We start from the raw sequence: 13,747 nt of genomic DNA on the forward strand, positions 1-13,747 counted from the left end.
AAGACGCGGCAAACCGCTTGTCGCGCACGAACCATTGCCCCATTTGCCCGACGAGGATTTCATGTCCACGACTCGAACCGCCGAACGCGTGCGCGCGCAGAACGGTACAACCGCCGCCACGAGCGGCCCGACACATCCAGGCTATCGAACACTGTGGCGCTGGCATTTTTATGCGGGCCTCTTCGTGATGCCTTTTCTACTCGTGCTCGCCATCACCGGCACGCTGTATTGCTTCCAGCCGCAGATCGAGCCGCTGCTTTATCGACAGCAACTGGTCGTCGCACCGCAAGCCGTGCCGAGGCTGGCCGACAACGCGCTGCTCGCGAAAGCGCGCGCGGCGATGCCGCCCGGCTCGATCGCGACGACCGCCGTGATCACACGCGATCCGCAACGCAGCGCGGAATTCGTATTTCGTCTCGCGGACGGCACGCAGCAGAGCGTCTATCTGAATCCGTACAGCGGCGATGTGCTGGGCACGCTAAGCGTCGAGAATCGCTTGATGCAGATGGATCGCATGCTTCATCGCAAGCTGCTGCTCGGCAAGCCCGGCGAACTGCTGATGGAACTGGCCGCATGCTGGACGCTCGTGATGATCGGCACCGGCGTCGCACTATGGTGGCCGCGCGGCAAAACGACCGCGCGCGCGGTGCTGCTGCCGCGCCTGGCGCTGAAAGGACGTCCGCTATGGAAAAGTCTTCACGCGGTGATCGGCATCTGGCTCGCGCTTGGCGCACTTGCGTTCGTATTGACGGGGTTGCCGTGGACCGGCTCCTGGGGCAAGCAGTTCAAGGCGTTCGCGACCGCGACGAAGCTTGGCGCTCCGCCGGGCGCGTGGGGCGGCTTGCCGCTGCGCTCCATCGTGCCGGGAACGCCCTCGGACCATCCGGACCACGCGAGTGCCACGGTCGCGCATGCCACGCACGCCGACATGGACTCGATGCCCGGCATGGTCATGGACGACCTGCCGTTGCCGCTGACGCCGTGGGCCGCGGGCAACGCGAGCGTGCCCTCTTCCGCGGCCACCGACGCGGCGCAGCCTCTGTCGCTCGGGCATATCGTCGCGCTCGCCGCGTCGCTCGGTATCGCGGACGGCTACCGCATCGTGCTGCCGAACTCCGCAGCCGGCGTCTACACGCTTTCCTGGTTCCCCGCGAATCCCAAAGACGAACGCACGCTGTACGTCGACCAATACAGCGGCGTGATCCTGAAGGACATTCGCTACGGCGATTACGGCGCGATCGCGAAGGCCGTGTCGTACGGCACGTCGCTGCATATGGGTCGCTACTTCGGCGTCGCGAATCAGATACTGTGCGCGGCCATTTCGCTCGGCCTTGGCGCGCTCGCTGTGACCGGCTTCGTGACGTGGTGGAAACGTCGGCCGCAACGCTCGCTCGGCGCGCCGTCGCGCGAGCGCGCCGCGCCGCCGATGCGTGGCTGGAAAACCGGCCTCGCGCTTCTCGGCGTCGTTTTCCCGCTAATGGGCGCAACGCTCGTCGCGGTGTGGCTGCTCGACCGGCTGGTTTTCGGCCGTGACTCACGACCCGAACCGCACGGCGTGGCGTGAGATCAAGACGAGCCGGGGCGCACCGCTTGTGCCTCACGAGCGTTTACGATATATTTTGCTCGCTTATGATCGATTCACGCCGAAACGGAGACGAGACCCATGCAGCGAACCCGGGAAGACGCGATCAACGGGCTGTTGCCCGAGCAGCGCGAAGCACTGATTCTGGAGCGATTGCGCACGCATGGTCGCGTGCTCGCGGCCGAGCTGGCCGCCGACCTGCAGATCTCCGAGCACACGGTGCGCCGTCATCTGCGCGATCTCGCGGATCAGGGGCACTGCAAGCGCGTGTACGGCGGTGCGCTACTGATGTCGCCCGCCGACAAACCCGCGGCGCTGCGCATGCATGAGGCCGTCGATCGTAAGGCACGCCTTGCCGCGGCGGCCGTATCGATCGTTCGTCCGAAGCAGATCGTGCTGCTCGACGCGGGCACGACGAACGTCGCGATCGCGTCGGCGCTGCCCGACAACGCTGGCCTGACCGTCGTCACGAATTCGCCCGAGGCCTGCGCGCGGCTGCTGCACCGCCCCGGTATCGACGTGATCCTGATCGGCGGCCACATCGCCGGCGGCGCGGCGGGCTCGCTCGGCGCGACCGCGCTGCTGCAGATCCAGCAGATCCGCGCGGACCTCTGTTTTCTCGGCGCCTGCGCCTTCGACCCCGACGAAGGCGTCGCCGTATTCGACGCAGAGGACGCCGAACTGAAACGCGCGATGGTCAAAGCGAGTAGCCAGATCGCCATCGCACTGACCTCGGAAAAGCTCATGACAGCGGCGCCGTTCGCGGTAGCGCCTGTTTCGGCCGTCGATTATCTGTTCGTCGAAGCGGACGTGCCGGACGCGCGTGTCGCGAGCCTCCAGGCCGTCTGCGATAACGTGATGGCGGCACGCCCATGAACTCACTCGTCAGGGAACGCATCGCGACGCTCGCCGTCTTTCTCGCCAACGGTTTCGGCATCGGCGCATGGGCGGTCGAGGTGCCGCGCATCAAGGAAAGCCTGGCGCTCAGCGACACCTCGCTCGGCATCGCGCTGTTCTGCTTCGCGCTCGGCGCCATCGTTGCGATGCCGCTCGCGGGACAGCTCGCGCCGCGCGTCGGCAGCGGCCGCGCGACCGCGCTGCTCGGCGCGGCATTCGCGATCGCGTTGCCGTTGCCCGCGCTCGCGCCGGGCATGCTGACGTTGTGCGTGGTGCTGTTTGCGCTTGGCGCGTCGAACGGCGCGCTCGACGTGTCGATGAACGGACATGCGAGCGCGATCGAAACACGCTGGCGCGCGCCGATCATGTCGTCGTTTCATGCCGCGTGGAGCGCGGGCGGCCTGCTTGGCGCGGCGAGCGGCGCGATGTTGCAGAAAAGCGGCGTCGGCGTCATGGGCGGGCTGTTCGCGCCCGATCTGTTGATCGCGGCCCTGATCATTTTCGCCGCGTCGTTCGCGTTGCGCGATATCGGTCCGCGTGCGGCCGCCGCGTCGAGCGGCTTCGCATGGCCCGACAGCAGCGTGATGAAACTGGCGCTGCTCGCGTTCATGTGCATGCTCGTCGAAGGCGCGGTGGCCGACTGGAGCGCGGTGTACCTGCGCTCCACGTTGAACCAGGAAGCGAGCGTCGCCGCGATCGGCTACTCAGCGTTCGCGTTTTCGATGGCGGCCTGCCGGATCGCCGGCGATGCATCGGTGCGGCGCTTCGGTTCGAGCAAGGTCGTCGCGCTCGGCGGTCTGATCGCGCTCGCCGGACTCGCGCTCGTGCTGAGCCTGCCGACGGTGCTGACCGCGTGCGTCGGCTTCGCGATGGTCGGCATCGGTCTCGCGAATATCGTTCCGGTAATTTTCAGCGCGGCGGGTCGCTCGAGCGCGACGCCGGCGATCGGCGTGTCGATGGCGGCCACGTTCGGCTATGCGGGCTTTCTGGTCGGGCCGCCGCTGATTGGTTTCGGTGCCGGCGTGGTTGGCCTGCGCGCGGCGCTGGGCGTGCTCGTGATGGCCACGCTGATCGTGTCGCTGCTGGGCGGCAACGCGGTGCGCGCCGCGCAACCCGGGTAGCCAGCGTTATTTCACTTTCTTGTCGAGCACGACAAGCGGCTTGCGAACGGGTAACGCATCGCGTGCCGCATGCTGACCCAATGGCCAGCTGAACGCGCCGAGCAGCGAGCTCGGCTGCGTACCATCGTCGAGACCGGTGGCGGGCCACTCGTGTTTCGCGGGCACCCAACGCGTGCCGAACACGTGATCCCACATCGGCAATAGCTGCGTGAAGTTGTGATTGAAATGCTCGGCGCGAATCGAGTGATGCAGCCGGTGATACTGCGGATTGTTGACCCACGTGACGTAGCGGCCAAGGTCCACGCGCAGATTCAGATGCGCGAAATAGTTGCCGAACATGAACACGATCGAGGTCGCACCGACGATCCACGGCTCGACCTTGAACAGTACGCCGACGAGCGGATAAAGCAGGCAGCCCTTGAGCAGCACTTCTATCCAATGATGCCGCAACGTGATCGTCACGTTGAAATCCACCGCGCTATGGTGCAGCGAATGCAGCTTCCACAGGATTGGCCATGTGTGCTGCAAGCGATGAAACGCGTATTCGAGGAAATCGATCGTCAGCAGCACGATCACGAACGAAGCGAGCGCGCCCCACCCGCGCGACACCAGCACCACCATCCCGCCGCCAAGTGCATTGACGATCGCGACGCTCGCGGCCGCCGTCAGCGGTTTCGTGGCTTCCGCCAACGCCAGATACAGGCCCGCATACGCCATGTTCAAACGCTGCCCCGCGCGCGATTGCAGCAATGCGGCCGGCCAGCGACGCTCGATCAACGCACCGACGCCCATCATGACCAGCACGAGCGCGTAGGCTTGCAGCCACAGATTCGCGTGGTGCAGCAATGCGGGAAACGGGCTCGACGCTAACATGGAATTCCCTGATGCGGCGGTCGTTAGCATGATCTTCGCAGCCCGCCGGCCCGCGCGCAAGCGCCCTTTAGCGGGGGCCCGCCGCGAATCCGGCTTGACCCGCATGCACGGAAAAAATGGCGGGGTCATCGCTTCACGCCGTCACGATCGCGAGCGGACGTTAGATGCAGCCGTATCGTCCGCTCGCGTCGTCGTTGTTTGTCGACATCCGTTTGCTATTGGCCCCGCCGCACCTCGCAAGTTGCGCCAAGCTCCCCGAGCGCGAATCGCGAGACTTTTGCTGCCGTCGGCATTTGTTCACTGCGTGAAATTCCGGCTGCAACATATGTAGTTCTTGTGCATTCGTCATTGCAATGGCTATGCCATGCTGGGATGAAGGCTTGCTACGTATGGAGAAATGCCTGCCGGGGAGCTTCGAAGCGGGCCTGATCGCACGCGATGCATCGGAAATGAGACGCCGCGGGATGCCCCGACGCCTTCGTGCTGGCTCGCACACGTCGTTCGACGCGCGCGGGAATACCCGAACGCGCATTGACGAACCAAGCTTTGGGACCCTTACCAGTCAATATGCCGACACGTCATGCGATGAAAGCGCGCCTGAATCATGCGGACCGGCGTGTCGCAAAGTTGAGACGGCAAGCGGCTTACAGCAGCGGGGTCAATTGCGCGACGCGCGACTCGAACTGCCGTAATTCATCGGAGGCAAGCGACCTCTTCTGCGGCAGGTCGACCTTGAGCGGATCCTGCGGCACATCGTTCACGTGGATCTCGAAATGCAGATGCGGTCCGGTCGCCCAACCGGTCTTTCCGACATAGCCGATCACCTGATCGCGCCTTACGCGGCTGCCGGAGCGCAGTCCTTTCGCGAAGTGCGACAGATGCGCGAACGTCGTAGAAAACGGTGCGGGGTTCTGAATGACGATCACGTTGCCATAACCGGCCTGACGGCCGATAAAGCGAATTACGCCGCGCGCGGTGGCATGCACGGGCGTGCCGGCTGGCGCGGCAAGGTCGACACCGTCATGACTTTGCCAACGATGCAGCACCGGATCGAAGCGGCGCAACGAGAAAGCCGACGACACGCGCGTGAAGTCGAGCGGATAGCGCTCGAACGCAGGCCCTGGGCTGACGCCGTCTTTCGAGTAGTAGAACGGTTGGCCGTGAAGATTTTTCTGAAGGAACACGTCGTGCGCGGTCGAGCCTCGCATGATGCGCACCGCGAGCGGTTCGCGCGATGCGTCTTTGCTGTTGTCGCTACCGGTGTCGAATACGGCGCTCACGCGGTCGCCAGGTTGCAGATCGCGCGACAGATCGAGCTCGTCGCGAAACGCGCGCGACAGAATGGCTGTGGTGCCTGCATCGACGCCGATGCTCTGCGCGGCCGCCGCGAATGTACGCTCGACCGGCGCTTCCCTCACGGTGAACGCGGGAGCTTGCGCAGCGGGCACGACCGGTGCGGGTGCCGACGCCGGTATCGGCACGCGCGCAACGGCCTGCGTCGAGTCCTTGCTCAGAAGCGACACGTCGGGTTCGCCATTGCGCGCGGCGCGTTCATGAGTGACGAGATAGGCAGCGCACGCCGAGCTCATTGCACATACGACAATGATTTTGCTGGTGCGCCCCGGCAGAAGACGAGCTACGGATAGAGGCATGGTCAGGAACGACTGTCGACCACCGCATGCGCGAAAGGCACGCACGACGAGGTGGTTTCGTTGAATCAGCGTCTCCAGGCACTGCGTAAGACGCTGCATGAGGCTCGGGGCAGCCTATGGTTGCTTTCTTAAGTCAGCCTTAAGCTGCCCCCAATTGAGCCTGCGATGCGGCGAGGGCACGAGCTCGAACTTTGGCCGCTGAGGCTCGACGGGCATGACGGCGCAATCGCGCTGCGCCGACGAGGAGAACAAGCCGGAATATTCGACTCGGCCGCGCGGACGTCGACCGGGTTACGACAACGAAGCAAGCATGTTCGACAGCCGTCGGACATGGGCCTTGAACGCGTCGCTCGTTTCGCGGTTCGTGGTGGGATTCAGATGCGAGCTTTCGGCGAGTTGCGCCTGCTCGTGAAAGTCGTTGGCGATCCTGCGCCTGATATCGTCGGGCAGCGACCGCACGATGGAGACCAGCAAAGCCTCTTCGGCATGCAGCATGCCGAGAATCGAATGTGTGTCCATACGGGAACCTCCGTGGGGAACATCGTCGGTGCCGGCCGGCAGTGGCGCCGGCGCTCCTCATGTTACCCCGTTGGTTCCGCGTCGTTGGTCGTGCGCGTTACTCTGCGATCGAATAGCGCGACGGACGAGCACGCGGCCGCTCCGCCTCACGCTCGACGCGCGGACTCGCGCCGCGGATGAACAGGACCGCGCAAAACGCGACCATGGCCCATATGCAAAGAATGACGGTCAAAGCGCTCATGTCAGTTTCCGGAACTGCGGGTTAGTACGGTGATGCTGCCGCGTAGGCTGTCAATGCAGCGTGGACCGCTCGGGCGCACCGAACAGCAGCTCATCGATCAGGGCGGTCGTGAACGTCAACTGCGTTTCGAGCAATTGGCGCGCGGCTTGCGCGCCCGCTTCGTCGCTTCGGGCGACGGCCGCGTGTGCCTGCGTGGCGAGACGCACGATGGCTTCGGAACCGCGTTGCAGTTCGCGCATCGCGGGGGCGTCCGGACCCGGTGTCGGCTGATCCCGTTTCGGGGTGGTGAGTTCCGGCAGGTCGGCGTCGAACCGGCGGGGTTTGCTGTGACGGGAAGACATCCGGGGCTCCTTACGGAAAAGCGCGATATACGCGGCGGGACGAACCCAGTGTGCGCCGCCCCCCGCGTTTCAATTCACTGAACAGAAGCCGAATCTGAAGCCAATCCGGGGCTTCGGGAAAACGAGGGTTTTTACCGAGCAATTAGCGCAGGTGGGCCGCAGATCCCGTCGCCGGGGGTGTTGGAATTCGCGGCACCGGCAGGAAAACGTCTACCTTGCGGGCGCGGAAAAGACTTTGAGCGGCCTCAAGCTGCCGGAACAACATCGATGCGCAATACCTCGCCGCCAGCGGCAATCGCAAGCAGGTGGTCGACGTTCGGATGCGCGCCCGGACGGTTGCGCGCGTCGGCCGTATGCTCGGCAAACAGCGCGAGGCCGTGTTCGGCCGCCTTCGCGTCGAGCGTGCCGAACGCGCCGCGCAGGTAGTTGTACACCGCGAGCGAGCCCTGCTTGCCCGGTTTGTTCTCGATGCTGGCGACCACGGTGCCGCTGACGTTGACCAGATCGATGCGTGCGATGCCGTCGATCGCCGGCATTCTGGCGAGATTTTCCTTGAAAAGGTTGCTCGGTTCGATCATTGAAACCACTCCTTCCGTTCTAAAAAATGCATGGCGGGCCGTATCTTATCCGATGGGCGGCGAGCGGGCGAATTGGTGGCCACGACGGATCGGCACGCGTATCCGATACCTGGTATTCCTAGTAATCTTTCGCAATGGCCCCTGGTCTCGACAGATCAAAGAAAATGTTTAACCTGAAACGCACAAAGCGCACGAATTCGGCCATCGTGTAACCACTTTCGAAGGAGGTCGGCATGGAGGCGAAAGCAATGCGTCGGCTACACGACGAGTGAATACTTCGACATGCAGTCTTACCTCGACGCGTTCCCGCGCTACACGCTGACCTGGTACAACCAGCCGAGCGATACCGTCCATCGGTATAGCGTCGCGCTGATCACGGTGCGCGACGGCAAGCGCGTGATCAACCTGAACCTGAGCCAGGCGCCCGACTATTACTCGTACACGCCGTCGCGGCTACGCTGAATTTGTGGAGATGACGAGAGCGCTGCTCGCGACCAAGTTAATAGCCGTTTGGACGTGGCCGAAGGGTACGTGACACGGCATCCCAGAGCGCAACGGCTTCGCCTGTTGTCAGCGACGCCTTGTCGAGCTTGACATACCCGCTCTGGATCTGCACCTGCCCCCCTGTAGTCAGATCCATTGACAGAAACGGCGACGAAGGGCTGCTCGTGATCTCGTTCGCTCTAAGCGAAAATGTGTCACCACGCCCGTCTCCAGGTTTCAAGCCTTCGAATAGCCACTCCTCAGCCTTCATACCGGGCAGTTCAACGGTCCCTTTGCGGATAACCTTGGCGTCCATCGCCTTGAGTGCCGCTCGCGCTTCCGGGCTGTCGGCATGTTGTAACAGGGTGATACTGTCACGAAGGTCTGGAGTGGTCTCGAAGGCAAAATTGATGTCGTCTTGACCCTTGAACGTATACAGCGTGCTCACCTCCTCTTCGCTGCCTGCCTTTGCTGGCACGAAGCCCCCATAAAAACATAGGCCTGGTTCGGTTGGGATTTCGTCGTCGGCACGGCCGCGGGCTTTTTCAAGCAACCCAAACACCAGACTGGTCTTTTGCGGCACGTCATTCTTCACAGTCATTTGCATGACGATTGGATCGCTTGTTTGATCCGGATTCGTAAAGTCACTCCCTTCGACCTTCATTTTGATTCGATAGCCATGGTCCCATTTATAGGCTTCGATAACGCGACTTGCTGCGTCCGCGACTTCGCTTTCGAGGTGAATGAAATATTTCGTGTCCTTACCCCACGCCTCACTACTCGCATAGAGCGACTTGTACCCGTGAATGCTCTTGATCGCATTCAACTCCATTTCGCGTTGCGCAATTTCCCGCTCATACGCATTGTGCGACATTGCTTTCGCTTCAATATCGACACCTTGCATTTTTGCGTAACCGGAAACGTACATGCCTTCAGGCATATCGACAAGGTAGCGGCCCACACATCGTGTCTTCAGATTCGCGGTCAATTCGTTCACGGTTTGTTTCTCCTGTTGCGTCAATGGTGCGGGCTTGTTCCCGCACGCGGCAAGCGCGACTAGTATGCAGACGGTCAGTCCTGCGCGTTGGCACTTCATGCCTTGTACGCAAGGCTAGTGCCTTTCACGTTCTGCGCGATCTTGGTAATGGCCCACAGGGTGAAGCGACGGGTCGCATCTGGCTTATAGCCGCCCTCATGGTCGATACCAGGAAATGCCATGCAGACCTTTGCCTTGCTGGCCGGTGCTCGGCCGGATCGCAAAGGCACGGTGCCGTCGCCATTTTCGTCCGCATCTTTCAGCACGAAATGTCCGAACGCCGTCTTTCCGCTGACGGTTGCCTTGACAAGCTGACTGCCAGTCCCAGGGTCATCACTCGCCTGACCACCTAACAGACTGACAAGCGGAAGTGAATCGCCGCGCAGCAGCGAGGGAGCCTCTTGCACCCATCTAACATCGCCATATGCCTTGTGTTTTTCATCGTCGCCGTAGAAGGCATACGTGCTCGCGTGATACTTGTCGGCGATATCGTTGTGAAACGTTTGCACGCGCCTTTGAATCAGATTCGCAAACTTACTCCAGTCTGGGTCAATGGTTTTCTTTCCAGGATCAAGCGGATTGAGCAACCTGTCATCGCACAGACTCCACCACGCGCCGCGCACGGTATAGATTTCGCTGTAGGGATCGGATCGCGGCAACGTGACGAACTGCTCGCCATCCCTGATCTTGAGCCAGCCCATTCCGTATTCGGGACTCGGCAGAAGCTGTAGCGGGCCAGGTGCATTGCCGACCACCGCTGTCATGGTGGCCGCATCCGGCCCTAGTGCGAGACCGGCCAGACCTTCCGTCCCCGTCTTCATACGCTTGTAGGTCGCCGCCGCCCCCGTGGCAGGCATCACGCCATGTACGATGCCGAGCACCTTGTCGCGATTCCCCATCGGCTCCGAGTAGTAACGCGCGACCAGCCCGCCCATCGAATGGGTAACCAGAATCACCTTCTCGCAGCGATAGCGACATTTTTCTCGATAGTACTTCGTGAATTCGTCTATTTTCGCCGCCAGCCGCTCCGCCGATGCCTCGTTGGATTGCAGCCAGTTGTAGCCGACAGCATGAACCGGAAACTGATATCTGTACGACAGGGCCACTTCGTCGTGAGTCAGTGGCGTGACGCCCGGCGCTTCTGCCACGAGGTGCGTCATGAGTTCGGCGCGCAGCCCCGCCCGTCCGTAATCGGTGCCAGCGTGCGCATCATTGAGCGCATTTTCAAGCCAGACCAGCCACTCGCCGTAACTCATGCACGCCACTTCGCCCCACCCGCGGCGCCGCAACTCATCTTCCGTTTGCACCGTGCCGGACGGAATCTTGCCATCGCTGTAAACCTGCGTATTGTCAGGGTCCAGAATGCGTTTGCGATCCGCCGGTTTTTTCGCCATCCACGTCGCAACAGTCGACGTGCTGTCGAGCAGCCATACCGCATCCGGCTGCCCCTTCCGCTTCAGGTTCGATCCCATGACCCCTGGCACAAAAATTACGGGAATAATGCGGTCCGGCACCATGTGGCAAACGGCGATGCTGTCGTCCGGAGCGGATGTCACGGACGAATAGTGCACAGAGCCGTCGGCGCCTAACGTGGGTGGAATGATGCGTTCAACAGTAGCCATGCGAAGTCCTTTCGGTCTGCCTTTGACCGATCGTGTTTAATAGGCAAATGACGGTGCTTGACCCTGCCAAGCGAACGGTAATGAGTGGCCGCTTAGTCACGGTGGATACGCAGTTGCATACCTTCAACGAGCATGCTTCTTTGTAAGTCGGTTTTGCCTTCTGCGTCAGTTATGCCGTGAATTACCGTGCCATCCGCGCGTGTAATGGAAAACTTGCGATTGGCAATGGGCGCTCTGTCAAACGGCCACGTGAGGGCAAAGTGCTCGTCGAATTTCGCGTGGCCCCAGGAGTTCACCGATTCCGCAAAAGTTGCCTTGCCCTTTTTCTGGACCGTAATGGTCTTGATGAACAGGTCGAACGGCCCGCCCAGCGTAATGCTGCCGTCCTTGAGCTGGATGAACGCGCCGCCGCATTCAAGAATGAGTTCCTTCTTCGCCACGATGTGGACGCTGCCGTTGACGCTGGCAACGTTCACATCCTTGTCCGCGATCAATGACATTGCGTCGCCCTGCGCCTGAATCTCGACGGGGCCTTTGGCCGCAAAAATCTTGATGCCGAACTTCTGCGCGAATAGCGATATCTTTTCGCCCGCCGCGACCGTGAAGCGTTTCAGCACACTCCAGTCGGCATTTTTCCTGGCTACGGCCGAAATGTTGTCCTGCGCCGAAAGCTGCATGCCGCCGCCCGTGACGATGCCCGCCGACGCAGGCGTGCTCATCAGCAGGCCCGGCTTTTTCAGGCCGTCGAGATCATCCTTCATCTGCTGCTGCGCGTCGGTGTCGGCAGGCTCGGCCTTCGCGCTCGCGGCCGATGCGGCGAGCGCCTTTGCGGTTGCCAGCGCGCTTTCCAGCTGCGCAATGGTCTCCTGCATGTCGAGCTGCTTGCCGCTGGCGCCGGGACGGTCATACGCCGTGACCATTATTCCCTTACCCGCGCGATTCACCCCGTAACCGGATGTGCGAAGCTCATGCCCTTCGCCCCGGTATTCGAGCTTGTTATTGACGAGGTAGCCGAGATTCAGTTGCGACTTGCCCGAGTGTTCGGTGCTGAGCTTGACGCCTTCCTGGCCCTCCCAATCCTCCATGCGCAGCTTGTTGTTCTTCTGCGTGCGGATCGTGTTGCGCGAGAGCCAGCGACGGTCGTTCGTCACCAGGTCGCGCGCCTGGCTGTGGTGATGGAAAGCCGTGATTTCCGGTTTGTCCGGGTCGCCGTCCCTGAAGGAGATGACTGCTTCGTCATTATCCAGCGCGACGAAGTGCATGCCGGTTTGCAGTTTGCCCGCGAAGGGTTTCGCCAGGCGCAGCGGCACGCTCTCACCGCCATTGAGCCAGCTTCCGAAGTCGGCGTCGAGCCGTACCACGTAGTAGCCCGCCGCGTTCAGATAGCCATAGGTGTATTTGTCCGGGCTGCAAATCCGCCCGCTGAGTGTGCCGCTTACCCTGGCCCATTTTTCCGGCTCCAGTTCCAGACGGAAACGGCGGTCGGCGGGAATCGCCCTGAAGGTGTTCGACCAGGCCTGGTCGCGCGCGCTGCTGTGCGTGATCTCGATAATCACCATGCCTTTGGGCGCATCGGGCAGCACGATATCCGTTTCGAGTACGCTCGCGCACTGCAATGCCAGCACATTGCTCCCGCCTTCATAGACCACCTGGCGGGCAATGGCCGCTTCGTGGCGGAGCTGCGCCTCCCACTTTGCCCCCGCCTGGTCGAGGTGGTTCGTGCCATAGAGGTAGGGCTGGCCGTAGGTGATCGGGTCTCCTGGCGCGACATTCGCCGTGTCGCGCAAACGCTCCCAGGCGCTTTCGGGGTTGTAGTCTGCCACGATGAACGATTGCGGCACCGTCACGGTATGGGTCCGAATCTCGTTTCGGCGGGATCGATTCTGGCGGCGCTGCCATCGGTCATGATGTTCTTTGCGATGCAGAAGCATTTCGTCGCGGGCCTGACGTTTGGCGCGACGAAGGGGTGATGCTGTTCACGCGTGGCGCTGCCGCGTAGAGAAGGGTTGAGGGATTCCATGCCGGATTTCAACGGGTCTACGACCTCGGCCCCGAGCAAGCGCCGCGCTGCCGGAGGCGGCGTAACGGGCATCAGAACGTCAGGCTGATGCGATGACCTCATCCGCCTGAACGAAGTGCCATTGCCGGAACTCCGGGTCGTAAAGCGCGAACTGGTCAAAACCGGGGTTCGCGCGATCCGCTTCCATCGTCGGCGCGTCCCGCCACGCCTGATGCGCCAGCGCCCGCAGGTCGCGTTCACTCCAGTCCGAGAAGGTATTCACTGTTTCGTTCCAGGCAAACAGCCCTGCCTGCTCATGAATTTCATCAACCAGACGCAGCAGCCCGCCTGGCAGTTTCCGTACAGTGCCCCCTGACTCCAGTTCAGGCGAGGTGGACAGCACGGCATCCGGCATGCCGTCCGGGCGAATCAGCAGTTTGCCGGAACACGCCCGCCACGCGACATGAACGCAGGCGATCACCGGCCGGTCGCCTGGTGTACCCCCCGCTTCCGGCCGCAGCGCATCGACCGGATGGATGACGATGGATTGTTCTCGCCCAACAACGACTGCGGGATTACGCGAAATATCAAGCAGTGCATCGAAAGGCGACGGGTAGCAGCGCAGCGCCACCTGTCCATCCGACAATTCGCTGCCGTGATAGCGGCGTTCTCCATCGTCCTTCTCGAACATGATCACGTAGGCAACCGGGTCCCGCGTGCGGAATGTGCCCATTCACTATCCTCCCAGTATTTGCACTGTTCGTGGCTTTGTTATGTTGGCGGTTTCGCCAAAACAAATGAAA

Annotated in this window: 13 protein-coding genes and 2 pseudogenes; 5 read left to right on the top strand and 10 right to left on the bottom strand. The window is 62.0% G+C overall.

The genetic code is table 11. The features are described from left to right. Window positions 1-61: 61 nt before the first annotated feature. The 3 genes from OKW45_RS09955 (at window position 62) to OKW45_RS09965 (ending at window position 3,600) form a co-directional block, all read left to right on the top strand. Complete coding sequence (locus OKW45_RS09955) at window positions 62-1,564, top strand: PepSY-associated TM helix domain-containing protein (protein ID WP_429467692.1); 1,503 nt, start codon at window positions 62-64, stop codon at window positions 1,562-1,564. Between the two features lie 99 nt (window positions 1,565-1,663). Then, window positions 1,664-2,458, top strand: coding sequence for a DeoR/GlpR family DNA-binding transcription regulator (locus tag OKW45_RS09960; protein ID WP_429467695.1), 795 nt, complete (start codon window positions 1,664-1,666; stop codon window positions 2,456-2,458). After that, the gene (locus tag OKW45_RS09965) at window positions 2,455-3,600 is read left to right on the top strand and encodes an MFS transporter (protein ID WP_429467697.1); all 1,146 of its coding nucleotides are present in this window, start codon (window positions 2,455-2,457) and stop codon (window positions 3,598-3,600) included. Before OKW45_RS09960 ends, OKW45_RS09965 begins: the two co-directional genes overlap by 4 nt. Before the next feature lie 183 nt (window positions 3,601-3,783). On the opposite strand, the pseudogene OKW45_RS09970 reads toward OKW45_RS09965, so the two are convergent. The 6 genes and pseudogenes from OKW45_RS09970 to OKW45_RS09995 all read right to left on the bottom strand — a co-directional run. Beyond that, window positions 3,784-4,602 (bottom strand): annotated as a pseudogene (locus OKW45_RS09970) (sterol desaturase family protein); the annotation flags it as partial. Between the two features lie 515 nt (window positions 4,603-5,117). Next, complete coding sequence (locus OKW45_RS09975; protein ID WP_429467700.1) at window positions 5,118-6,062, bottom strand: peptidoglycan DD-metalloendopeptidase family protein; 945 nt, start codon at window positions 6,060-6,062, stop codon at window positions 5,118-5,120. Between the two features lie 354 nt (window positions 6,063-6,416). After that, window positions 6,417-6,644: a hypothetical protein gene (locus OKW45_RS09980; protein ID WP_018423381.1), complete on the bottom strand. Its 228-nt coding sequence runs from the start codon at window positions 6,642-6,644 to the stop codon at window positions 6,417-6,419. 97 nt (window positions 6,645-6,741) lie between these two features. Continuing rightward, window positions 6,742-6,885: a hypothetical protein gene (locus OKW45_RS09985; protein WP_184025491.1), complete on the bottom strand. Its 144-nt coding sequence runs from the start codon at window positions 6,883-6,885 to the stop codon at window positions 6,742-6,744. A 50-nt stretch (window positions 6,886-6,935) separates the two neighbouring features. Continuing rightward, entirely contained in the window at window positions 6,936-7,226 is a 291-nt protein-coding gene (locus OKW45_RS09990) for a hypothetical protein (protein ID WP_018423383.1), read from the bottom strand. Between the two features lie 245 nt (window positions 7,227-7,471). Continuing rightward, complete coding sequence (locus tag OKW45_RS09995) at window positions 7,472-7,804, bottom strand: DUF2322 family protein (protein ID WP_018423384.1); 333 nt, start codon at window positions 7,802-7,804, stop codon at window positions 7,472-7,474. Window positions 7,805-8,086: 282 nt separating this feature from the next. Here OKW45_RS09995 and OKW45_RS10000 point away from each other — a divergent pair, with 282 nt between their 5' ends. Continuing rightward, the gene (locus tag OKW45_RS10000) at window positions 8,087-8,266 is read left to right on the top strand and encodes a hypothetical protein (RefSeq protein ID WP_429469413.1); all 180 of its coding nucleotides are present in this window, start codon (window positions 8,087-8,089) and stop codon (window positions 8,264-8,266) included. Window positions 8,267-8,303: 37 nt separating this feature from the next. Here OKW45_RS10000 and OKW45_RS10005 read toward each other — a convergent pair whose 3' ends face one another. From OKW45_RS10005 to OKW45_RS10015, 3 genes are all read right to left on the bottom strand, one after another. Then, a complete protein-coding gene (locus OKW45_RS10005) occupies window positions 8,304-9,284 on the bottom strand; it encodes a T6SS immunity protein Tli4 family protein (RefSeq protein ID WP_429467701.1) in 981 nt (326 codons plus the stop codon). A 95-nt stretch (window positions 9,285-9,379) separates the two neighbouring features. After that, entirely contained in the window at window positions 9,380-10,945 is a 1,566-nt protein-coding gene (locus OKW45_RS10010) for an esterase/lipase family protein (protein ID WP_429467703.1), read from the bottom strand. A gap of 92 nt (window positions 10,946-11,037) precedes the next feature. Then, entirely contained in the window at window positions 11,038-12,807 is a 1,770-nt protein-coding gene (locus tag OKW45_RS10015; RefSeq protein ID WP_429469325.1) for a DUF2345 domain-containing protein, read from the bottom strand. Here OKW45_RS10015 and OKW45_RS10020 point away from each other — a divergent pair. Then, window positions 12,805-12,915: pseudogene (locus tag OKW45_RS10020) on the top strand (carbohydrate ABC transporter permease); the annotation flags it as partial. The gene OKW45_RS10015 and the pseudogene OKW45_RS10020 overlap by 3 nt on opposite strands. Before the next feature lie 129 nt (window positions 12,916-13,044). Here the strand turns inward: OKW45_RS10020 and OKW45_RS10025 are convergent. Continuing rightward, window positions 13,045-13,677, bottom strand: a complete 633-nt coding sequence (locus OKW45_RS10025; RefSeq protein ID WP_429467706.1) for a hypothetical protein — start codon at window positions 13,675-13,677, stop codon at window positions 13,045-13,047. Between the last annotated feature and the right edge of the window lie 70 nt (window positions 13,678-13,747).

Origin of the sequence: Paraburkholderia lebeckiae, from assembly GCF_050436225.1 — a bacterium.
Classification (GTDB): domain Bacteria; phylum Pseudomonadota; class Gammaproteobacteria; order Burkholderiales; family Burkholderiaceae; genus Paraburkholderia; species Paraburkholderia tuberum.

Coding starts and splice junctions, on each gene's coding strand:
- OKW45_RS09975 (WP_429467700.1), bottom strand. CDS start 6,062: ATGAGCTCGGCGTGCGCTGCCTATCTCGTCACTCATGAACGCGCCGCG.
- OKW45_RS10000 (WP_429469413.1), top strand. CDS start 8,087: ATGCAGTCTTACCTCGACGCGTTCCCGCGCTACACGCTGACCTGGTAC.
- OKW45_RS10010 (WP_429467703.1), bottom strand. CDS start 10,945: ATGGCTACTGTTGAACGCATCATTCCACCCACGTTAGGCGCCGACGGC.
- OKW45_RS09955 (WP_429467692.1), top strand. CDS start 62: ATGTCCACGACTCGAACCGCCGAACGCGTGCGCGCGCAGAACGGTACA.
- OKW45_RS10025 (WP_429467706.1), bottom strand. CDS start 13,677: ATGGGCACATTCCGCACGCGGGACCCGGTTGCCTACGTGATCATGTTC.
- OKW45_RS09965 (WP_429467697.1), top strand. CDS start 2,455: ATGAACTCACTCGTCAGGGAACGCATCGCGACGCTCGCCGTCTTTCTC.
- OKW45_RS09960 (WP_429467695.1), top strand. CDS start 1,664: ATGCAGCGAACCCGGGAAGACGCGATCAACGGGCTGTTGCCCGAGCAG.
- OKW45_RS09990 (WP_018423383.1), bottom strand. CDS start 7,226: ATGTCTTCCCGTCACAGCAAACCCCGCCGGTTCGACGCCGACCTGCCG.
- OKW45_RS09985 (WP_184025491.1), bottom strand. CDS start 6,885: ATGAGCGCTTTGACCGTCATTCTTTGCATATGGGCCATGGTCGCGTTT.
- OKW45_RS09980 (WP_018423381.1), bottom strand. CDS start 6,644: ATGGACACACATTCGATTCTCGGCATGCTGCATGCCGAAGAGGCTTTG.
- OKW45_RS09995 (WP_018423384.1), bottom strand. CDS start 7,804: ATGATCGAACCGAGCAACCTTTTCAAGGAAAATCTCGCCAGAATGCCG.